This window comes from Simplicispira sp. GW247-4R2A (assembly GCF_059424465.1).
Genome location: NZ_JBWKZM010000012.1, coordinates 44,589 through 66,176, shown reverse-complemented (window position 1 = coordinate 66,176; position 21,588 = coordinate 44,589). Strand labels below are relative to the sequence as shown.

Sequence of the window (21,588 nt, the reverse complement as noted above, 5' to 3'; positions counted from 1 at the left end):
TCGACATTTCACTTATTGATAGCTGCTAACGCTTACCCCATAAGCGCTAGCGCCTGATTTGATACCTATTTTGTGATGCAACGTCCTTACAACTTTTCTGCCGGGCCCGCCGCCATTCCCGAGGAGGTACTGCAGCGCGCTGCGGCCGAAATGCTGGACTGGCACGGCAGTGGCATGAGCGTGATGGAAATGAGCCACCGCGGCAAGGAGTTCCTCTCGATCTACGAGGCGGCCGAAGCGGGTCTGCGCAGTCTGCTCGCCGTGCCTCAGTATTTCAAGATTCTGTTCATGCAGGGCGGCGGCCTGGCCGAGAACGCCATCGTTCCGCTCAACCTCTCGCGCGCGGCCGGCGTGGATTTCGTCGTCACCGGCAGCTGGAGCCAGAAGTCGCAGAAAGAGGCGCGCAAGTACGCGTCGGAAGTGAACATCGTCGCCTCAGGCGAATCCAGCGGCTTCACCACCCTGCCCGACCCGGCCAGCTGGACGCCCAGCGTGGGCGCGAGCTACCTGCACATCTGCAGCAACGAAACCATCAACGGCATCGAATTCCACGAGCTGCCCGACCTCAAGGCACTGGGCAGCGATGCGCCCCTGGTCATCGACTTCTCCTCGCACGTCGCCTCGCGCCCGGTGGACTGGTCGCGCGTCGGCCTGGCCTTTGGCGGAGCGCAAAAGAATCTGGGGCCAGCGGGCCTGACCATCGTCGTGGTCCGCGAAGACCTGATCGGCCAGGCGCTCCCCGCCTGCCCCAGCGCGTTTGATTACAAGCTGGTGGCCGAGAACCATTCCATGTTCAACACGCCGCCGACCTGGGGCATCTACATGGCGGGCCTGACCTTTGATTGGCTGGCGCGCCAGAGCGAGGGCTCGGCGCGCGGCATTGCCGCCATGGAGCTGCGCAACATCGCCAAGGCGGAGCTGCTGTATGGCGCGATTGACAGCTCCGATCTGTACCTCAACAAAGTGGCCGCCAACTGCCGCTCGCGCATGAACGTGCCCTTCTTCCTGCGCGACGAATCGCTGAACGACGCGTTCCTCGCTGGCGCACGCGAGCGCGGCCTGCTGCAGCTCAAGGGCCACAAGTCGGTGGGCGGCATGCGTGCGAGCATTTACAACGCCATGCCGCTGGCCGGCGTGCAAGCGCTGGTGGACTACCTGCGAGAATTCGAAAAAACCCGCGCATGAGCTCCACCACACCCACCCCCGTAACCACGGCCGTCGCCTCGCCCGATCTGGCAAGCCTGCGCGTGCAGATCGACAACATCGACCAGCAGATGCTCACGCTGCTGAACCAGCGCGCACTGGTCGCCGAGCGCGTCGGCGAGGTGAAGAAGCGCGAGGGCACGCCGTTTTTTCGCCCCGACCGCGTGGCGCAGGTGATCGAGAAAATCGTCCGCACCAACCCTGGCCCGCTGCGCAGCGCACATGTCTCGGCCATCTGGCGCGAGATCATGTCGGCCTGTCTGGCGCTTGAGTCTCCCCAACGCGTCGCCGTGCTCGGCCCGGCCGGCACCTTCTGCGAGCAAGCGGCGATCGAGTTCTTTGGCGGCGCGGCCGACATCGTCTATTGCGCCAATTTCGACGAAGTGTTCCATGCCACGGCCTCGGGCAGCGCGCAGTTTGGCGTTGTCGGGGTTGAAAACTCGGTCGAAGGCGTAGTCACGCGCTCGCTCGACCTGTTCCTGCACACGCCCACGCACGTGGTGGGCGAAGTCAGCCTGCTGGTACGCCACAACCTGCTGCGCACCAGCGCCTCTGTCGAAGGCATCGAAGCCGTGCTGGCGCACCCACAGGCGCTGGCGCAGTGCCAGGCCTGGCTCTCCAAGCACTTGCCGCACGCCGAGCGGCGCCCCGTGTCGAGCAATGCCGAAGGCGCGCGCATGGCCGCTGGCAACCCCGCCCTGGCCGCGCTGGCCAGCGACCGTGCCGCAGCGCAATTTGGCTTGCATGTGGTAGCGCCCGCCATCCAGGACGACGCCTACAACCGCACACGCTTTGCCGTCATCTGCCTGCCGCACACGCTGGACACCCCACCGCCGTCGGCGCACGACTGCACAAGCCTGATTGTGTCTGTACCGAACAAGCCGGGCGCCGTGCACGACCTGCTGGTGCCGCTCAAGAACCACGGCGTATCGATGACACGCTTCGAGTCGCGCCCAGCACGCACGGGTCAGTGGGAATACTATTTTTATATCGACATCGACGGCCATCCAAGCCAGCCGCACGTGGCAGCGGCCCTTGCGGAACTGCGCAGCCTGAGCGCCTTCTACAAGGTGCTGGGCACCTACCCGGTGACGTCATGACCCCCACGCTTTTCACTGCGTGTAAGACGCTGCCCCCCAAGGGGGCCTTCGCGCCTTGGGGCGGCCCGGCGGCGCTCATCACCCTCACGCTTTTCACTGCGTGCAAGGCGCTGCCGCCAGGAGCACGCCATGTTTGAACAGCTTGGCCTGATCGGTTGCGGCCTGATGGGTGGCTCCTTTGCCTTGGCGCTCAAGCAGGCGGGGCTGGTCAACCGCGTGGTGGGCTACAGCAAGTCGCCCTCCACCACCGACCGCGCCCGGCAATTGGGCGTGATTGACGTCGAGGCGCCTTCCGCCCTGCTGGCGGTGGCCGGGGCCGACATTGTGCTCGTCGCTGTCCCGGTATCGGCCACGGAAGCCACCCTCAAGGCGATCAAGCACCTGGTGACACCGCAAATGCTGGTGATGGACGTGGGTTCGACCAAGGCCGACGTCGTACAGGCCGCGCGCCGTGCTCTGCGCGAACAGGTCGGCTCCTTCGTTCCTGCGCACCCGATCACCGGGCGCGAGGTGTCGGGCGTCGAGCATGCCGACGCCGAGCTCTACAGCGGCCGCCAGGTCATCCTGACACCCACGGAGCGCACACTGACCGCGCAATTGCAAAAGGCCGAGGAAGTCTGGACAGCGCTGGGCTGCCGCGTCACCAGCATGTCGCCCGAATCACACGATGAGGCCTTTGCCGCGGTCAGCCACCTGCCTCACTTGCTGGCGTTCTCGCTGGTCAACAGCATCACCGGGCAAGCCCAAGCCGACACGTTTCTCTCGCTGGCTGGCCCAGGGTTTCGCGATTTCACCCGCATTGCCGCCAGCGACCCCAAGATGTGGCGCGACGTGCTGCTGGCCAACCGAGACGAACTGCTGGCGCAGTCGAAACTGTTCCAGCAGGCGCTCTCGCAATTGGAAAACGCCATCCGCACCGACGACGCGCAGGGGCTGGAAGACATGCTGACCCTGGCCAGCGAAACACGCGCGCACTGGCGCATGGGCGCGCAGCGGAAGAAATCCCCCTGAAAAGTCACCCCCCCTGAGTCGCCTACGGCGCCTTCCCCCAAGGGGGACGCACCCGGTGGCCTGGCAAAGCCAGTTCCAGGGGTGCACGGGTATTGGGCCGCGCCGGGTTCATCGGTTTCTAGCGGCAGACACGCACCACGTTCGCACTAAAAATATAGTGTCAATAGGCCTTAGACGAACCTTTACCGATGTACAGCACCGCATTTCTCGATATCCCTGCACTTGCCTCGGCAGGCGGCAGCGTCCAACTGCCCGGCTCCAAGAGCATTTCCAACCGCGTGCTGCTGCTGGCGGCGCTGAGCAGCGGCACCACCGCCGTGCACGACTTGCTCGACTCGGACGACACCCGCGTCATGCTGGACGCCCTGCGCGCGCTGGGTTGCCAGGTCGAGCAGGCAGAAGGCACAACCCGCATCACTGGGCTGGGTGATGCGCGCCCCGCAGCAGCGCTGTCGCTGTTCATGGGCAATGCGGGCACCGCCATGCGCCCGCTGACCGCCGCGCTGGCCCTGCTGGGCGGTGCCTTCACGCTCGACGGCGTAGCACGGATGCGCGAGCGCCCGATTGGCGACCTGGTGGACGCGCTGCACCAGTTGGGCTGCCACATCGACTACCTGGGCGTTGAGGGCTTCCCACCGCTGCGCATTGCCCAGGGCGCGGGGGTACCGGCGCTGGCGCTGGGCCAGCCAGTCCGGGTGCGGGGCGACGTCTCCAGCCAATTCCTGACCGCCCTGCTGATGGCGCTGCCGCTGGCAGCGAAATCGCAAGAAGTGGTGATCGAGGTCGTTGGTGAGCTCATCTCCAAGCCCTACATCGCCATCACGCTGGCACTGCTGGCGCGCTTTGGTATCGCCGTGGCCAACGAGAACTGGCAACGTTTTCGCATTCCGGCGGGCAGCCGCTACCAGTCGCCCGGCAGCATTCACGTCGAGGCCGATGCCTCGTCTGCTAGCTACTTCATAGCGCTAGGCGGAATCGCAGCAAGCGCTAGAGGCCAAAAAGGCATTGAAATCCACGGCGTAGGGCTTGGTTCCATCCAAGGCGACATCCGCTTCGTCGAGGCGGCCCAGGCCATGGGCGCCCAGGTGAGCGGCGGCCCCAACTGGCTGCGGGTGGAGCGCGGCACCTGGCCGCTCAAGGCCATCGACCTGGACTGCAACCACATTCCCGACGCCGCCATGACGCTGGCCGTCATGGCACTGTATGCCGACGGCACCACCGTGCTGCGCAACATCGCCAGCTGGCGCGTCAAGGAAACCGACCGCATTGCCGCCATGGCCACCGAGCTGCGCAAGCTGGGCGCCACCACGGAAGAAGGGCCGGACTTCCTGCGCATCACGCCACCCGCGACGGCGCAAGCCTGGCACGCCGCCAGCATCCACACCTACGACGACCACCGCGTGGCCATGTGCTTCTCGCTCGCTGCCTTCAACCCCGCTGGCCTGCCGGTGCGCATTGAAGACCCGCGCTGTGTCGCCAAGACCTTCCCCGACTATTTCGAAACCCTGTTTGCCGTGGTGCAGCCTGCATCCGCAGGCGCTCCGGTCATCTGCATCGATGGCCCCACCGCCTCGGGCAAAGGCACCGTGGCCGCAAAAGTGGCCCAGGCGCTGGGCTACCACCTGCTGGATTCGGGCTCCATTTACCGGGCGACCGGGCTGGCGGCGCGGCAGGCCGGCCTTGCGATCGGCGCGGAGCATGCGGAGGCCATCGCGGACCTCGCACGCACCATGGCGCTGCGCTTTGACGCCGGGCGCGTGCTGCTGGCCGGCGTGGACGTCAGCGACGCCATACGCACCGAGCAGGCAGGCATGGACGCATCGCTGGTGTCCGCCCTGCCGCAGGTTCGCACGGCGGTCGTCGCGCTGCAGTTGGGGTTTCGCACCCTGCCCGGCCTGGTCGCCGACGGGCGCGACATGGGCACCGTGATCTTCCCGGCGGCGCCGCTCAAGGTGTACCTCACCGCCAGCGCCGCGTGCCGAGCCGAGCGGCGCCAACAACAATTGCTTGCGCGCGGAATAAACGCTAAAATAGCCGACCTTCGCGCAGACCTCGAGGCGCGCGACGCCCGCGACATGAACCGCAGCGTTGCCCCCTTGAAGAGCGCGCAGGACGCATTGCTTCTGGACAACTCCGAGCTCACGATCGAACAGGCCGTGGCCCAGGTGCTTGCCTGGTGGCAGCAGCGCCAGCCCTTTGCGCAGTCCGCAGCGGGCTGAAAAACCGGGGCCGCAAGGCCCCACCTTGGTCCACATGGCCTCCAGCCCGCGCCGCAGCGCACTGGCCTTGTGGTTGTTTCAACTCTAACCCGCGGCATCCGCCGTACCCCAACCACCACGGGCAGCCTTTCAAACCGCAGCAATGGTGCTGCTGTCAACCTGCACGTGGCAAGGAAATACATGTCTGAATCTTTTGCCGACCTTTTCGAAGAATCCTTGCAACGCACCGAGATGCGCCCGGGCGAAGTCATCACTGCCGAAGTCGTGCGCGTCGAGCACAGCTTCGTCGTGGTCAACGCCGGCCTCAAGTCTGAAGCCTATGTGCCGCTCGACGAGTTCAAGAACGACAAGGGCGAAGTCGAAGTCCAAGTGGGTGACTTCGTGTCGGTGGCCATCGGCTCCATCGAAAACGGTTACGGCGACACCATCCTCTCGCGCGACACGGCCAAGCGCCTGGCCTCGTGGATGAGCCTGGAAAAAGCCCTGGAATCCGGCGAATTCGTCACCGGCACCACCAGCGGCAAGGTCAAGGGCGGCCTGACGGTGCTGGTCAACGGCATCCGCGCCTTCCTGCCCGGCTCGCTGATCGATACGCGCCCGGTCAAGGACCTGACGCCGTACGAAAACAAGACCATGGAGTTCAAGGTCATCAAGCTTGACCGCAAGCGCAACAACGTGGTGCTGAGCCGCCGCGCTGTCGTGGAAGCTTCGATGGGCGAAGAGCGCGCCAAGCTGATGGAAACGCTGAAAGAAGGCGCCATCGTCCAGGGCGTGGTCAAGAACATCACCGAATACGGTGCCTTCGTGGACCTGGGCGGCATCGACGGCCTGCTGCACATCACCGACATGGCATGGCGCCGCGTTCGCCATCCTTCGGAAGTGGTCACGGCCGGTCAGGAAATCACCGCCAAGATCCTCAAGTTCGACACCGAGAAGAACCGCGTCTCGCTGGGCCTCAAGCAAATGGGCGACGACCCATGGATGGGCGTTTCGCGCCGCTACCCGCAAAGCACGCGCCTGTTCGGCAAGATCACCAACATCGCCGACTACGGTGCGTTTGTCGAACTCGAACCCGGCATCGAAGGCCTGGTGCACGTGTCTGAGATGGACTGGACGAACAAGAACATCGCTCCTGCCAAGCTGGTCACCCTGGGCGACGAAGTCGAAGTCATGGTCCTCGAGATCGACGAAGACAAGCGCCGCATCAGCCTGGGCATGAAGCAGTGCAAGGCCAACCCCTGGCAAGAATTCGCACAGGACACCAAGCGCGGCGACCGCGTCAAGGGCCCGATCAAATCGATCACCGACTTCGGCGTGTTCGTCGGCCTGGCGGCCGGTATCGACGGCCTCGTGCACCTGTCCGACCTCTCGTGGAACGAGCCCGGCGAAGCCGCCGTGCGCAACTACAAGAAGGGCCAGGAAGTCGAAGCCATCGTGCTGGCGGTGGACGTGGAGCGCGAGCGCATCAGCCTGGGCATCAAGCAGCTCGACGGCGACCCGTTCACCACCTTCGTGACCGTGAACGACAAGGGCCAGACCGTCACCGGCAAGGTCAAGACCGTGGACGCCCGCGGCGCCGAGATCGACCTGGGTGAAGACATCGTCGGCTACCTGCGCGCTTCGGAAATCTCGCGTGACCGCGTGGAAGACGCCCGCAACGTGCTCAAGGAAGGCGACGAAGTCACCGCCGTGGTGGTCAACGTGGATCGCAAGACCCGCAACATCCAGCTCTCGATCAAGCAAAAAGACATGCTCGACGAGCAAGGTGCCATGGCCAACCTGAGCCAGCAGTCGAGCCGCGAGAGCGCCGGCACGACCAGCCTGGGCGCCTTGCTGCGCGCCAAGCTGGACAACTCGGACAAGTAATTCCGTTTCTCAATCAATCGGGTGCGCGATGGCCAAGCGCAGACAGTACAGGCGTACTGGCTAAGCGAAGCCAACGAAGCAACCGTTTGATTTAGATTGGGAATCCAGCTTGTTCTGCCGGCGCCTCTGCTGCGCCGGCCTCATTTTTCATCGGGTGGGTGCACAATGCGCCCACCCGTTTTCATGTCTACGCCTCTCCCATGACCCGATCCGACCTTGTGGAAGCCCTGGCCGAGCGTTTTGACCAGCTCACCCACCGCGACGCGGAAGTCGCCGTGAAGGCGCTGCTTGACGCCGTTGGCGACGCCCTGGTGCGCGGCCACCGCATCGAAGTGCGGGGTTTTGGCAGTTTTTCCGTCAGCCACCGCCCGCCACGCATGGGCCGCAACCCGCGCAGTGGCGAAGCGGTTGCCATTCCCTCCAAACGTGTGCCGCACTTCAAGCCCGGCAAGGCCTTGCGCGAGGCGGTGGACCAACGCACCGACGAGCTCACCCAGCAAAGTTCAGTGAAATAAGGCTATAAAAATTATAGCTACCAGCGCATGCTGTATAAGCGCTAGAAGCCAAAAACACCCAGATTTCCTGGTAGATACGGGCCCGCCCGCCAGTTTGGCCGCTGGGCTTCGTAGAATCGTCCTACCACTGGGACCACCATGAAATACTTCCTGTGGCTGCTCAAGGCAGCCATTTTTTTTACATTGTTCGCCTTCGCGCTGAACAACCAGCAAGACGCCACCGTGCACCTGTTCTTCGGCACGCAATGGCGCGCACCGCTGGTGCTGGTGGTGCTTACCGCCTTTGCCTTTGGCCTCGTCGCCGGTGTGCTCGGCATGGTGCCGCGCTGGTGGAAGCACCGAAAAGCCGCGCAGCGCGCCCAGGCAAGCCAGGCCCAGGCTGCAGCACCTCTGCCGCCGGCACCTGCCGATTCCGTGCCGCCCCATGGAGTTTGACCTCACCTGGATCCTGCTGGGTCTGCCGCTCGCCTTCATACTGGGCTGGGGCGCCTCGCGCCTGGACCTGCGGCAACTGCGCGCGCAGAACCGCGACGCCCCCAAGGCCTACTTCAAGGGCCTGAACTTCCTGCTCAACGAGCAGCAGGACAAGGCCATTGACGCTTTCATCGAGGCGGTGCAAAACGACCCCGACACGTCAGAGCTGCACTTTGCGCTAGGCAACCTGTTTCGCCGCCGGGGCGAATACGACCGCGCCGTGCGCGTACACGAGCACTTGCTCTCGCGCGGCGACTTGAGCGGCGCCGACCGCGATCGCGCACAGCACGCGCTGGCGCTCGATTTCCTCAAAGCCGGCTTGCTCGACCGCGCGGAAGATGCACTCGCGCGCCTCGAAGGCACGGCCTTCGAGGGCGAGGCACGGCTGGCGCGGCTGGCCATTTTCGAACGCTCGCGCGACTGGCCGCAGGCCGCCAGTGTGGCGCGCCGCATGCACGCCGCCGGTCAGGGCGACTTCAGCACCCGCCAGGCGCACTACCTGTGTGAGCAGGCGCAGAGCCAGCGCGCAGCCGGCGACAACGCCGGTGCCGTCGCCCTGCTGGAACAGGCGCTGGCCGCAGCGCCGCAGGCCGCGCGCGCACGTCTCGAACTGGCGCGCATTGCCCAGCAGGCGGGCAACAGCGCAGAAGCCCTGGGCACGCTGCGCGAGCTGTGCGCGCAGGCCCCCGCTGCCCTGCCCCTGGCCGCAGCCCTGTTCACCGAAATCGCGCGAACCAGCGGCCGCGAGGCCGAGGTACTGGAACTGCTCACGGGGTACTACGCGGAGGCCCCCTCGCTCGATGTACTCGATGCCATCGTGGCGCTGTCCGCATCAGAACCGAAGGCGATACCGGGCACGGACGACAGCCGCATGTGGTACCTGCGCCACCTGGAACGCGAACCGTCGCTCGTCGCCGCCGCAAAATGGCTGGCCGGCGAACGCTTGGAGCATGAAGAATTCCACCCCCAAATCCAGGCGGCGCTCGACACCGCCGCACGCCCGCTGACACGCTACCGCTGCGCCGCCTGCGGCTTCGAGGCGCGCCAGCATTTCTGGCACTGCCCCGGTTGCCAGGCTTGGGACAGCTACCCGGCCAAGCGCGTGGAGGAGCTGTAGTGGGGCGCGTCGGCGCGCGCCGTGCCTGCCTGCTGGCGTGCGCCCTGCTGTGGTGCAGCGCCGCACTCGCCCAGGTGGATCTCAACAGCGCGAGCGAAGCACAGCTTGACGGCATTCGCGGCGTCGGTCCGGCGACCACGCGGCGCATCCTGGCCGAACGCGAGCGCCAGCCTTTCAAGGACTGGGCCGACCTTGTCGCGCGCGTACGCGGCATCGGTCGCACCAATGCCGCAAACTTCTCTGCCCAAGGTTTCACCGTCAACGGCCAGCCGTATCCGGGAGCGCGCGAGGCCGGTCACGCTGCAGAAAAGTAAGGTCCATGGACCTGCCGCAGTTGCCACTCGCCACCCTTGTCGCCCTGCCCTTTGTCGGCAGCCTGCTGGCGGCGTTCCTGCCGTCGAACGCACGCAACACCGAATCGACCATCGCCGGGTTGATTGCCGTTTTCTGCACAGTGCAAGCGGCCCTGCTGTTCCCGCACATTGCCGCTGGCGAAGTGCTGCGCCAGGAGATCAATTGGGCGCCGGCGCTGGGTCTCAAGCTGGTGCTGCGGCTTGACGGCTTTGCCTGGATGTTCTGCCTCCTGGTGCTGGGCATGGGTGCACTGGTGGTGCTGTACGCACGCTACTACATGTCGCCCAAAGACCCGGTGCCGCGCTTCTTCGCGTTCCTGCTGGCCTTTATGGGTTCCATGGTGGGGGTGGTGCTCTCGGGCAACCTGATTCAACTGGCGCTGTTCTGGGAGCTGACCAGTCTGTTCTCGTTCCTGCTGATCGGCTACTGGTACCACCGCAAGGACGCCCGGCGCGGCGCGCGCATGGCGCTCACGGTGACGGGTGCCGGCGGTCTGTGCCTATTCGCCGGGGTGATCGTGCTTGGCCACATCGTGGGCAGCTACGACCTCGACCATGTGCTCGCGGCGGGCGCGCTGGTGCGCGCGCACCCGCTCTACCCCGTGGCCCTGGTGTTGATCTTGCTGGGCGCGCTGACCAAGAGCGCGCAGTTCCCCTTTCACTTCTGGCTGCCGCACGCCATGGCAGCGCCGACGCCCGTATCGGCTTACCTGCATTCGGCCACGATGGTGAAGGCCGGCGTGTTCCTGCTGGCGCGGCTGTGGCCCGTGCTCTCGGGCACGGAGCCCTGGTTCTGGATCGTGGGCGGCTCCGGCCTCATCACCCTGCTGCTGGGCGCCTATGTGGCGATGTTCCAGAACGACCTCAAGGGCGTGCTGGCGTACTCAACCCTCTCGCACCTGGGGCTGATTACCCTGCTGCTGGGACTCAACAGCCCGCTGGCAGCCGTGGCCGCCGTGTTCCACACCATGAACCACGCGACCTTCAAGGCCTCGCTGTTCATGGCGGCGGGCATCATCGACCACGAAACCGGAACGCGCGACATGCGCCGGCTCTCGGGCCTCGCGCACGGCATGCCGATTACGGCCACGCTGGCCACCGTAGCGGCGGCGGCCATGGCAGGTGTGCCGCTGCTCAATGGTTTCTTGTCCAAGGAAATGTTCTTTGCCGAAACCGTGTTCGTGCAGGCCAGCCCACTGGTCGAGGCGCTGCTGCCCTGGGCCGCCACGCTTGCCGGTGTGTTCAGCGTGGCCTATTCCGTGCGCCTGTGCCTGCAAACCTTCGCCGGCCCGCCCGCCACCGACCTGCCACGCCAGCCGCACGAACCCCCGCACTGGATGCGCGTGCCGGTGGAGCTGCTGGTGCTGGCCTGCCTGGTGGTGGGCGTGCTGCCGCAGTGGTCGGTGGGGCGTGTGCTCGATACGGCTGCGCGCCCCGTCGTAGGCGGCGAACTGCCCAGCTACAGCCTGGCCGTGTGGCACGGCTTCAATACCCCTTTTCTGATGAGCCTGGTCGCCTTGGGTGGCGGCGCACTGCTCTACGCTTTGCTGCGCCGACGCAGCGACACCTCGGGCCGCACGCCCGGTCTCACCTGGGCCGACGGCCAACGCGCTTTCGAGGCGCTGCTCGCAGGGCTGACCGTGGCTGGCCGGCGCGGGCGGGCACTGCTGGGCACGAAAAAACTGCAGTGGCAGATGCTGTGGCTGGTGGCATTTGCACTGGTAGCGGCAACGCTACCGCTTTGGACGCGCGGCCTGCCGATCGGCAACCGCGCCAGCCTGCCCTTTGAGCCAGCGTTCGCAATGCTCTGGGCACTGGGCATGGTCTGCGCGCTGGCGACGGCATGGCAAGCCAAGTACCACCGCCTGGCCGCACTCACGCTGCTGGGCGGCGCGGGCCTGGTCACCTGCGTCACCTTTCTGTGGTTCTCCGCTCCGGATCTGGCGCTGACGCAACTGGCGGTCGAAACAGTGACCACGCTGCTGATCCTGCTGGGCCTGCGCTGGCTGCCCAAGCGCGTGCCGGAATGGCAGCGCCGCGCCCTGCCTGCGGCGGCGCGGCGGGCCCGCCTGCGCCGCACGCGAGACTTTGCCCTGGCAGCGGCGGCCGGCTTGGGCATGGCGCTGCTGTCCTTTGCCATGCAAAACCGGCCGTTTCCCACCAGCACCTCGACCTTCTTTCTGGAGCATGCGCTCTCGGGCGGCGGTGGCTCCAACGTGGTCAACGTGATGCTGGTGGATTTCCGCGGTTTCGACACCTTTGGCGAAATCGTGGTGTTGGGCGTGGTGGCGCTCACGGTGTACGCCCTGCTGCGGCGCTTTCGCCCAGCCATCGAGATGCTCGACCTGCCACCGCAGCAGCGCGCCCTGCCGGCCGACCTGGACACCGACCTCATCAACCCACGCCTGGCGAGTGACACGGCCATTGGCTACCTGCGCGTGCCTGCCGTGCTGGTGCGCCTGCTGCTGCCTTTCGCCACGCTGGTGGCCGTCTACCTGTTCTTGCGCGGACACAATGCCCCAGGCGGTGGTTTTGTCGCCGGCCTGGTGTTCTCGGCGGCCATCGTGCTGCAGTACACCATCTCCGGAACGCAGTGGGTCGAAGCCCACCTTGCGCTGTACCCGCGCCGCTGGATGGCGGCGGGCTTGCTGGTGGCACTGGCCACCGGTCTGGGTTCGCTGGTCTTTGGCTACCCCTTCATGACCACGCACACGGCGCACTTCACGCTGCCGCTGGTTGGCGAGGTGCACGTGGCGAGCGCCATGTTCTTTGATACCGGCGTGTTCCTGCTGGTGGTGGGCGCGACGCTGCTCATCCTCACCTCCATTGCCCACCAGTCGGTTCGCGGCCACCGGGCACACGCACGCCGCGCCGAAGAAGCGACAGCCGCGAAAGCAGAGGTCGCCTGATGGAACTTACCCTGGCGCTGGCCATAGGCGTACTCACCGGCTCGGGCGTCTGGCTGCTGCTGCGTCCGCGCACCTTCCAGGTCATCATGGGGCTGTCGCTCATCTCCTACGCGGTCAACCTCTTCATCTTCAGCATGGGGCGCCTGGGCCTGGCCACCGGCAAAGAACCCGTACTGCACGCTGGCGTACCGCAGGACCTGGCGCATTACACCGACCCCATGCCGCAGGCCCTGGTGCTCACGGCCATCGTCATCGGCTTTGCCATGACGGCGCTGTTCCTGGTGGTGCTGCTCGCGTCCCGAGGCTTGGCGGGCACCGACCATGTGGACGGCACCGAGCCGCCCGAGGGCGATGGGCCGGACGACGAAGGACTCGCCCCATGAGCGATGTCCTGGATACCGCCGCCGTACAGCACCTGATGCTGGTGCCGGTGCTGCTGCCACTCCTGGTGGCGGCCTGGATGATGCTGCTCGGCGAAGAGCGCCACCGGCTCAAGATGGCGCTCAACGTGGGCTCCTGCGCCGTGCTGCTGGCGGTCTCGTCGACCCTGCTGCTGCGCACCGCGCAGGAGGGCGCAGCCAACGCGCTGGGGGTGTACCTGCCGGGCAACTGGCAGGCGCCGTTTGGCATCGTGCTGGCGCTCGACCGGCTCTCGGCGCTGATGCTGGTCCTGACCAGCCTGCTGGCGCTCGCCGCCTCGGTGTTCGCCTGCGCGCGCTGGCACCGGGCAGGCGTGCACTTTCATCCGCTGTTCCAATTGCAACTGATGGGGCTGTGCGGTGCCTTCCTCACCGCCGACCTGTTCAATCTGTTCGTGTTTTTCGAGGTCACGCTGGCGGCCTCGTACGGCCTGCTGCTGCACGGCTCGGGCCGCGCGCGCGTGCTCGCCGGCATGCACTACATCGCCATCAACCTGGCGGCCTCGGCACTGTTCCTGATTGGCGTGTCCATGCTCTATGGCCTCACCGGCACACTGAACATGGCCGACCTGGCGCAGCACATTCCGGCCCTACCAGACGCCGACCGCGGCCTGCTGCATGCGGCGGCGGGCATTCTGGCCACGGCCTTCCTCATCAAGGCCGCCGTCTGGCCGCTCAACTTCTGGCTGGTGCCGGCCTACAGCGCGGCCACGGCGCCGGTGGGCGCGCTGTTTGCCATCATGACCAAGCTGGGCATCTACGCCATCCTGCGGCTGTGGACGCTGCTGTTTGGCGCCGAGGCCGGGGCGTCGGCGCAGTTTGGCAGCCAGTGGCTATTGGGCGCTGGCCTGCTGACCATGGCCTTTGGCGCCATCGGCATGATGGGCTCGCAACGCCTGGGCCATCTGGCGGGGTATGCGGCGCTGGTGTCCTCGGGCACGGTGCTGGCCGCCAGCAGCTTTGGGCAAAACCTGCTGACCGCCGGCATGCTGTACTACCTTCCCGGCTCGACACTGGCCGTTGGCGCTCTGTTCCTGCTGGGCGACGTGCTCGACCGCTGGCGCAGCCCCAATCAGGGCGCCGACCCCTACGAGCAGGAGGACGAAGAGGCGCCCTTTCTCAACGCCCGCCTGGAACACACGCGTGGCTTCAACCTCGACGAAAACGAAGACGCGCTGGTGGGGCGCCCCATCCCGGCTGCCACGGCGTTCGTCGGCCTGGCTTTCATGGGCTGCACGCTGATGCTCGCGGGCATGCCGCCGCTGCCCGGTTTTCTCGGGAAATTCGCCATGCTGAGCGCGCTCTTGAACCCCCTCGGGCTCGCCGCGTCGGCCGGGCAGCGGCCAGGGCTTGCCGGCTGGACTTTTCTCGCTGTACTGATCGTCAGCGGCTTCCTGGCGCTGACCGCACTCGTGCGCGTCGGCATCGCCCATTTCTGGGCGTCACAGGGACGCCGCCCGCTGCGCGTGGGGCTTGCCGAAGGCCTGCCGATTGGCGCCCTGCTGCTGGCCTGCGTGCTGCTGGCGGTGGCCGCCGGCCCGGCGCTGCATTTCACGCAGGCCGCAGCCGACGCGCTCTACGCACCGCGCGGCTACGTGCAGGCGGTGCTTGGCGCCGAGCCCGTGCCAAGCAGCGCTGCGGGCTCGACACCTTCAGAGCCTGGGGAGAAAACGCCTTGAAGCGCCTGTTGCCAACCTCATTGCCAACCCTATTGCGGGCACTCTTGCCGGCGCCCTTGCTGTCGCTGGCCCTGTGGGGGCTGTGGATGGCCCTGGGCCGCAGCTTCGACGCGGGCCAGGCGCTGATGGGCCTGGTGCTGGGCATCGCGATTCCGCTGCTCACGCGCGGGCTGCGGCCGCTGCCCGTGCGCGTGCGCCACCCGGCCGCCATTGCGCGGCTGGCACTGCGTGTCGCGGCGGACGCCATCGCGTCGAACCTGGACGCGCTGCGCGTGTTCCTTGCACCCAGCCTGCGCCGCCACCCTGCCGGCTTCGCCCACGTGCCACTGGAGTTGCGCGACCCGAACGCGCTTGCCGTGCTGGCGGTGATCGTCTGCCTGACGCCCGGCACGGCCTGGGCAGAACTCTCAAGCGACCACAGCATGCTGCTGCTGCACGTACTGGAGCTGGGCGATGAAGCCCAGTTCGTCGCCCTGGTGAAAGCGCGCTACGAGCGCCCGCTGATGGAGATTTTCGAATGAACCCGGTGCTGTCCTATGCCCTGCCTGCTGCGCTCTTCATTCTGGCGCTGGCCATGGCCTGCTCGCTGGTGCCCGTGCTGCGCGGCCCGACGGCCCAGGACCGGGTGCTGGCGCTCGACTGCCTGGCACTCAACGCCATGCTGCTGATGCTGGTGCTCGGCATCCACCAAGGCAGCAGCAACTACTTCGAGGCGGCGCTGCTGATTGCCCTGCTCGGCTTTGTCAGCTCCATGGCCATGGCCAAGTTCCTGCTGCGCGGCGAGGTGATTGAATGACGCCGCTGCCGTTGTGGGCGGACATCCTGGTCTCGGTCTTGGTGCTGGCTGGCGCGCTGATTGCGCTGATTGGCTCGTTCAACCTGATGCGCTTGCGCACGTTTTTCGAGCGCGTCCATGCGCCGGCCGTTATCGCCACGCTGGGCTGCTGGTGCGTGGTGGCCGGCACGGTGCTGTACTTCTCGCTGCAAAGCCGCGCCGTGGCGGCAAACGGCCTGCTGATCGCCGTGTTCCTGGCGGTCACGGTGCCGGTGACCAACATTTTCCTCATGCGCACCGGGCTGTTTCGCGCCCGGCTGGCTGGCCAGGACGTACCGCCACCGCTCTCGGGCAGCGGCGAGGGCAGCAAGGCTGCGGCTGCAGTTCGCCCTGCATCCGGGCAAAAGAACTCCTAGATTCATAGCTGCAAGCGCTTACTGGATAAGCGCTAGAGGCCATTTTTCCTCTATTTTTCTGATTCTCCGAAGCCGCCACCGCCCGGCGTGGTGACTTCAAACACATCGCCTGCCTGCATCTGCGCCTGCCCGATGTGGCCGAGCAGCGCTACCGTTCCATCCGCACGCAGCACGCGGTTGCGGCCCGGTGCGCCGGCGCTGCCGCCAGCCATGCCAAAGGCCGGGTGGATGCGGCCGTTGGAGAGGATGCTGGCGGTCATGGGTTCGAGAAAGCGCACCCGCCGCACGCCGCCATCGCCGCCGCGCCAGCGCCCGGCGCCGCCCGAGCCGCGCTGGATGGCAAAGCTCTCCAGCCGCACCGGAAAGCGGAACTCCAGCACCTCAGGGTCGGTGAGGCGTGAATTGGTCATCTGCGCCTGCACCACGCTGGTCCCCGGGAAGCCGCCGATCAGGCGACCGGCATCGTCAAACTCACCGCCTGCCCCGGTGCCGCCGGCAATGGTTTCGTAGTACTGGTGGCGCTCGCTGCCGAAGGTGAAGTTGTTCATGGTCGGCTGGCTCGACGCCATGACGCCCAGCGCGCCGAACAGCGCGTTGGTGATGCAGGTGGAGGTCTCCACATTGCCAGCGACCACCGAGGCCGGCGGATTCGGGTTGAGCATGCAGCCGGGCGGAATCACCACCTTGATCGGCTTCAAGCACCCGGCGTTGAGCGGAATGTCGTCGTCCACCAGGCAGCGGAACACAAACAGCACCGCCGCCATGCACACCGCCGTGGGTGCGTTGAAGTTGTTGGTCTGCTGCGGCGAGGTGCCGGTGAAGTCCACCACGGCGCTGCGCGAGGCGGCGTCGAGACAAACCGACACGGTGATCTGCGCGCCATTGTCGAGCTGAAGGGTGAAGGCGCCGTCCTGCATGCGCACCGCCAGGCGGGTGATGGCGCGGCGCACCGATTCCTCGGCGTTGTCCTGCACGTGGCCCATGTAGGCCTGCACCACGCCCAATCCGAATTGCTCGGCCATGCGGCGCAGCTCCTGCACGCCTTTTTCATTGGCGGCAATTTGGGCTTTCAGGTCGGCAAGATTCTGCTGCGGGTTGCGCGACGGGTAGCCACCCGAGGCGAGCAGCGCGAGGATCTCCGCCTCGCGCAGCACGCCCGCATCGACGAGTTTGAAATTGTCGATCTGCACACCCTCTTCTTCGATGCGCGTGGAAAACGGCGGCATCGAGCCCGGCGTGGTGCCGCCCACGTCGGCATGGTGGCCCCGGCTGCCCACGTAAAACGTCGGTTGGCCGCTTTGGTCCAGGTACACCGGTGTGATGACGGTGATGTCGGGCAGGTGCGTGCCGCCGTGGTACGGGTCGTTCAGCACAAACACGTCGCCAGGCCGCATGGCGCCTGCGTTTTCACGAATGACCGTCTTGATGCTCTCGCCCATGCTGCCCAGGTGCACCGGCATGTGCGGCGCGTTGGCAATGAGCTGGCCCTGGGCGTCGAACAGCGCGCACGAAAAATCAAGCCGCTCCTTGATGTTCACCGAATAGGCCGTGTTCTGCAGTTGCAGCCCCATCTGCTCGGCAATGTTCATGAACAGGTTGTTGAACACCTCCAGCAGCACCGGGTCGACCTGCGTGCCGACGGCATGGCGCGCGGCGCGCGGGACGCGGCGTTGCAGCAGCAGGTTGTCCTGCGCGGTGAGCTGCGCCTCCCAGCCGGGCTCGACGATGGTTGTCGCGTTCTGCTCGGCAATGATGGCCGGGCCAGCCAGGCGGTCGCCAGCGCGCAGGTCACCCCGCACCACCAGTGCGGCCTCGTGCCAGGCGGGGGCGCCATCGACGCCGCCCGTGTACATGCGCGCCGTGGCGCGGCGCGGCACCTCACGCTCGGGGTACAACGGCAGGTCGGGCACAGCGGGGGCAACGCCGGGCAAGATTGCTTCGACGGACACCGCCTCAACCACCAGGCGCTTGCCCTGCATGACAAAAGCGTAGCGCTGGCGGTAGGCCGTTTCAAAGGCCTTGCGCAGCAGATCCACGCGCACGGCTGCATCGTCCGAAGTCTCGGGGGTATGCGGCACGACCAGCGCAGCGTCGCTGCCCTCATAGCGCAAATGCACACGCCGGAGCACACGGACCTTGGCGGGCCGCGACCCAGCGGCACCCTCAGCGGCGGCAACCGCCTGCTGGCTGGCCAGCTCCTGGCGTGCCGCTTCGCCGAGCTGCGCCAACTGCGCCTCCACCTCGACCAGCACCTCGGCACCCAGCAGGCGCTCAACCGCCTGCTCGCGGATCACGTTCTGGTCGGCCAGGCCCATGCCGTAGGCCGAAAGCACACCCGCCAGTGGATGCACCAGCACCTGCTCCATGCCCAGCGCATCGGCCACCAGGCAGGCGTGCTGGCCGCCAGCGCCGCCAAAGCACTGCAGCGTGTAGCGCGTGACGTCGTAGCCGCGGGCGACGGAAATCTTCTTGATGGCGTTGGCCATCTGCTGCACGGCAATTTGGATGAACCCGTGCGCCACGTCTTCCGGCTCGCGGCCAGTACCCAAACCCAAGGCGGCAAACTTCTGCGCCACCACATCGGCATCCAGCGCCTCATTGGCCGCCGGGCCAAACACCTGCGGAAAGTGCGCTGGCTGGATTTTGCCGACCATGACGTTGGCGTCGGTCACGGCCAGCGGACCGCCGCGTCGGTAGCTCGCCGGGCCAGGGTTGGCGCCGGCGCTCTCGGGGCCGACACGAAAGCGTGCGCCGTCGAAGCTGAGCAGCGAGCCGCCACCCGCGGCAACGGTGTGGATGCTCATCATCGGCGCGCGCATGCGCACACCAGCCACTTGCGTTTCAAATTCGCGCTCGAAGCTGCCGGCATAGTGGCTCACGTCGGTAGAGGTGCCGCCCATGTCGAAACCGATGACGCGCGTGTGCCCGGCGATTTCCGCCGTGCGCGCCATGCCGACGATGCCGCCCGCCGGGCCCGAGAGGATGGCATCCTTTCCCTGAAAAGCGTTGGCATCGGTCAGCCCGCCAGACGACTGCATGAAGTACAGCGGCACGCCCGGCATCTGCCGTGCCACCTGTGCCACGTAGCGGCGCAGGATGGGCGAGAGGTAGGCGTCCACCACCGTGGTGTCGCCCCGGCCGACGAACTTCATCATCGGGCTGACCTCGTGCGAGGCACTTATTTGCGTAAACCCCAGCTCGCGCGCGATGCGGGCGGCCGCTTGCTCATGCTGCGCGTAGCGGTAGCCGTGCATGAACACGATGGCGCAGCTGCGCAGACCGGCGTCGTATGCCGCCCACAGGCGCTCGCGCAAACTGGCTTCGTCGAGCGGCGCTACCACATCGCCATGCGCACCAATGCGCTCGCTCGCCTCGACCACGCGCTCGTAGAGCAGCTCGGGCAGCACGATGTGGCGATCGAACAGGCGCGGGCGGTTCTGGTAGGCAATGCGCAGCGCATCGCGAAAGCCCCGCGTGGTGATGAGCAGGGTCGGTTCGCCCTTGCGTTCGAGCAGCGCGTTGGTGGCCACCGTGGTGCCCATCTTCACGCACTCCACCTGCTCGGGCGTCACCGGCACGCCACTGGCGAGTCCCAGCAACTGGCGGATGCCCGCCACCGCAGCGTCTGGGTACTGCTCGGGGTTTTCCGAGAGCAGCTTGTGCGTAACCAGGCTGCCATCGGGCCGGCGCCCCACCACATCGGTAAAGGTGCCGCCACGGTCAATCCAGAACTGCCAGCGCTGCTTGGGAGTGGGCTCGGTCATGGGGTGCTCTCGAATATGTAGCTGCTAGCGCTTATGGGTATTGCGCGAGAGGCCATTTTTGCTTGAAATTTCACAAGGACGCGGCGGCCCGCGCCGCCTGGTCGTACATGCCCGAGAGCACGCGCAGCAGCCGGGCCAGCTCGCCGATGTCGCGGTTGAGCGACTCATCGGCATTGAGCGCATTGATCAGGCAGCTCTCGCGGATTTCACGGTAGCGCTTGACGTAGGCGCGGCCCTGTTCGGTGGCGGCGTAGGTCACATCCTTGCCGCTCTTGTGCGACGCCACGACGGCCAGCCCCTGAAGCTTTTTGAGCGAGTAATTGACCAGGTGCGTGTCCTCGACGTTCATGATGAAACAGATGTCCGCCAGGCGCTTGTCGCGTGCGCGGTGCGTGACATGGTGCAGCACCAGCACATCGAGCGGTGTCAGCTCCTTCAGACCCGCCGCCGACATGCAGTGCACCACCCAGCGGTGAAACGCATTGCCGGCAACGATGAGGCCAAACTCGAATTCGCTCATCTCGGCACTGTGCGTCGAGACCAGATGCGCCGACGAGACGATGGGACCCGACTCGGACTTGGGACGCTTGGCTGCATTCATGCGGAACTCCGGCTGTGCAGCGGCATGGAACGCGGCTGCGCAGCGGATTGTAGGCAGCAGATCACCGATTTGCCGACAATTTGTTGACATTTAGCGTAAACACCTAGCGGCTCGCACGGCGTGCAAGGCTACAGTCATCCGCACTTCCTCAACCCAACCACAGTGGAGCGTCCCATGAAGCGTAGAACCCTTTCCACCGCCGTGCTAGGCCTTGCGCTGGCCGGCGGCCTGGCCTGTGTCCCCGCAGCAGCACAAACCGCCTGGGACCTGGCCGCCGCCTACCCGGCCAGCAACTTCCACACGCAGAACCTGGCCCAGTTCACGGCCGACGTGGACAAGGCCACGGGCGGCGCGTTCAAGATCACGCTGCACGCCAACGCCTCGCTGTTCAAGGCGCCGGAAATCAAGCGCGCGGTACAAGGCGGGCAGGCGCAGATCGGTGAGATCATCTTTGCCAACTTCCAGAACGAATGGCAGATTTTCGGCGCCGATGGCCAGCCCTTCCTGGCCACCAGTTTTGCCGATGCCCGGAAGCTCTACGAAGCGCAAAAACCGCTGCTGGACAAGAAATTTGCCGAGCAGGGCATGATGATGCTGTACTCGGTCCCCTGGCCGCCCCAGGGCCTGTACACCAAGAAACCCATTGAATCCGCCGCCGACTTGAAGGGCATCAAGTGGCGCGCGTACAGCCCCGCCACCGCACGCATTGCCGAGCTGGTCGGCGCCCAGCCCGTGACGGTGCAGGCAGCCGAGTTCTCGCAGGCCCTCGCCACCGGCGTGGTCGAGGCGACCATGACGTCGGGCGCCACCGGCGTGGACAGCAAGCTCTACGAGCAGCTCAAGTACTACTACGACCTGCAGGCCTGGTTGCCCAAAAATGCCGTCATCGTGAACAAAAAGGCGTTCGACGGCCTGAGCAAAGGCAATCAGGAAGCCCTTCTGAAAGCCGGCAAGGAGGCCGAAACACGCGGCTGGGCAGCGGCCGAGAAGGTCAACACCGAGACGCTGGCCACGCTCAAGGCGCACGGCATGCAGGTGCTGCCGCCCTCGCCGCAACTCAAGGCCGACATGGCCAAGGTGGGCGAGACCATGCTCAAGGAATGGCTGGACAAGGCCGGCCCCGACGGCAAGGCGCTGATCGACGCCTACCGCAAGTAAGCCCGCGCA

19 protein-coding genes are annotated in these 21,588 nt (G+C 66.2%); 17 read left to right on the top strand and 2 right to left on the bottom strand.

The window, feature by feature from the left end; translation table 11 throughout:
• The first annotated feature begins 75 nt into the window (after window positions 1–75).
• The 16 genes from serC to AC07ZH_RS09950 all read left to right on the top strand — a co-directional run bounded on the left by serC (window position 76) and on the right by AC07ZH_RS09950 (window position 16,056).
• The gene (gene serC / locus AC07ZH_RS10025; RefSeq protein ID WP_495199599.1) at window positions 76–1,185 is read left to right on the top strand and encodes a 3-phosphoserine/phosphohydroxythreonine transaminase; all 1,110 of its coding nucleotides are present in this window, start codon (window positions 76–78) and stop codon (window positions 1,183–1,185) included.
• Entirely contained in the window at window positions 1,182–2,303 is a 1,122-nt protein-coding gene (gene pheA, locus AC07ZH_RS10020) for a prephenate dehydratase (RefSeq protein ID WP_119108237.1), read from the top strand. Before serC ends, pheA begins: the two co-directional genes overlap by 4 nt.
• A complete protein-coding gene (locus tag AC07ZH_RS10015; RefSeq protein ID WP_495199598.1) occupies window positions 2,300–2,440 on the top strand; it encodes a hypothetical protein in 141 nt (46 codons plus the stop codon). The genes pheA and AC07ZH_RS10015 overlap by 4 nt, the downstream gene beginning before the upstream one ends.
• Window positions 2,433–3,314 (top strand): prephenate dehydrogenase, encoded by an 882-nt coding sequence (locus AC07ZH_RS10010; RefSeq protein ID WP_495199597.1) that lies wholly within the window; start codon window positions 2,433–2,435, stop codon window positions 3,312–3,314. The genes AC07ZH_RS10015 and AC07ZH_RS10010 overlap by 8 nt, the downstream gene beginning before the upstream one ends.
• Window positions 3,315–3,502: 188 nt before the next feature.
• Window positions 3,503–5,533, top strand: a complete 2,031-nt coding sequence (locus AC07ZH_RS10005) for a bifunctional 3-phosphoshikimate 1-carboxyvinyltransferase/cytidylate kinase (RefSeq protein WP_495199596.1) — start codon at window positions 3,503–3,505, stop codon at window positions 5,531–5,533.
• Window positions 5,534–5,698: 165 nt separating this feature from the next.
• Window positions 5,699–7,399 carry a 30S ribosomal protein S1 gene (rpsA, locus tag AC07ZH_RS10000; protein ID WP_281271412.1) on the top strand — a complete coding sequence of 567 codons (1,701 nt, stop codon included), beginning with the start codon at window positions 5,699–5,701 and terminating at the stop codon, window positions 7,397–7,399.
• Window positions 7,400–7,599: 200 nt separating this feature from the next.
• Window positions 7,600–7,914, top strand: a complete 315-nt coding sequence (locus AC07ZH_RS09995) for an integration host factor subunit beta (RefSeq protein WP_495199595.1) — start codon at window positions 7,600–7,602, stop codon at window positions 7,912–7,914.
• 138 nt (window positions 7,915–8,052) lie between these two features.
• The gene (locus AC07ZH_RS09990) at window positions 8,053–8,349 is read left to right on the top strand and encodes a LapA family protein (RefSeq protein ID WP_495199594.1); all 297 of its coding nucleotides are present in this window, start codon (window positions 8,053–8,055) and stop codon (window positions 8,347–8,349) included.
• Complete coding sequence (gene lapB, locus AC07ZH_RS09985; RefSeq protein WP_495199593.1) at window positions 8,339–9,505, top strand: lipopolysaccharide assembly protein LapB; 1,167 nt, start codon at window positions 8,339–8,341, stop codon at window positions 9,503–9,505. Before AC07ZH_RS09990 ends, lapB begins: the two co-directional genes overlap by 11 nt.
• Complete coding sequence (locus tag AC07ZH_RS09980) at window positions 9,505–9,819, top strand: ComEA family DNA-binding protein (protein WP_245960502.1); 315 nt, start codon at window positions 9,505–9,507, stop codon at window positions 9,817–9,819. Before lapB ends, AC07ZH_RS09980 begins: the two co-directional genes overlap by 1 nt.
• A 20-nt stretch (window positions 9,820–9,839) precedes the next feature.
• Window positions 9,840–12,767 (top strand): monovalent cation/H+ antiporter subunit A, encoded by a 2,928-nt coding sequence (locus AC07ZH_RS09975; RefSeq protein WP_495199639.1) that lies wholly within the window; start codon window positions 9,840–9,842, stop codon window positions 12,765–12,767.
• Window positions 12,767–13,150: a Na+/H+ antiporter subunit C gene (locus AC07ZH_RS09970; protein WP_495199592.1), complete on the top strand. Its 384-nt coding sequence runs from the start codon at window positions 12,767–12,769 to the stop codon at window positions 13,148–13,150. Before AC07ZH_RS09975 ends, AC07ZH_RS09970 begins: the two co-directional genes overlap by 1 nt.
• Window positions 13,147–14,865, top strand: a complete 1,719-nt coding sequence (locus AC07ZH_RS09965) for a monovalent cation/H+ antiporter subunit D (RefSeq protein ID WP_495199591.1) — start codon at window positions 13,147–13,149, stop codon at window positions 14,863–14,865. Before AC07ZH_RS09970 ends, AC07ZH_RS09965 begins: the two co-directional genes overlap by 4 nt.
• 5 nt (window positions 14,866–14,870) lie before the next feature.
• Window positions 14,871–15,386, top strand: a complete 516-nt coding sequence (locus tag AC07ZH_RS09960; protein ID WP_495199638.1) for a Na+/H+ antiporter subunit E — start codon at window positions 14,871–14,873, stop codon at window positions 15,384–15,386.
• Window positions 15,383–15,661 carry a K+/H+ antiporter subunit F gene (locus tag AC07ZH_RS09955; RefSeq protein WP_495199590.1) on the top strand — a complete coding sequence of 93 codons (279 nt, stop codon included), beginning with the start codon at window positions 15,383–15,385 and terminating at the stop codon, window positions 15,659–15,661. Before AC07ZH_RS09960 ends, AC07ZH_RS09955 begins: the two co-directional genes overlap by 4 nt.
• The gene (locus AC07ZH_RS09950) at window positions 15,658–16,056 is read left to right on the top strand and encodes a monovalent cation/H(+) antiporter subunit G (RefSeq protein ID WP_495199589.1); all 399 of its coding nucleotides are present in this window, start codon (window positions 15,658–15,660) and stop codon (window positions 16,054–16,056) included. The genes AC07ZH_RS09955 and AC07ZH_RS09950 overlap by 4 nt, the downstream gene beginning before the upstream one ends.
• 50 nt (window positions 16,057–16,106) lie before the next feature.
• Here AC07ZH_RS09950 and AC07ZH_RS09945 read toward each other — a convergent pair whose 3' ends face one another.
• Entirely contained in the window at window positions 16,107–19,820 is a 3,714-nt protein-coding gene (locus AC07ZH_RS09945) for a hydantoinase B/oxoprolinase family protein (RefSeq protein ID WP_495199588.1), read from the bottom strand.
• Window positions 19,821–19,890: 70 nt separating this feature from the next.
• Window positions 19,891–20,421 carry a winged helix DNA-binding protein gene (locus tag AC07ZH_RS09940; RefSeq protein ID WP_119108248.1) on the bottom strand — a complete coding sequence of 177 codons (531 nt, stop codon included), beginning with the start codon at window positions 20,419–20,421 and terminating at the stop codon, window positions 19,891–19,893.
• 174 nt (window positions 20,422–20,595) lie between these two features.
• Here AC07ZH_RS09940 and AC07ZH_RS09935 point away from each other — a divergent pair, with 174 nt between their 5' ends.
• Window positions 20,596–21,579 (top strand): TRAP transporter substrate-binding protein, encoded by a 984-nt coding sequence (locus tag AC07ZH_RS09935; protein ID WP_119108249.1) that lies wholly within the window; start codon window positions 20,596–20,598, stop codon window positions 21,577–21,579.
• Window positions 21,580–21,588 lie beyond the last annotated feature (9 nt).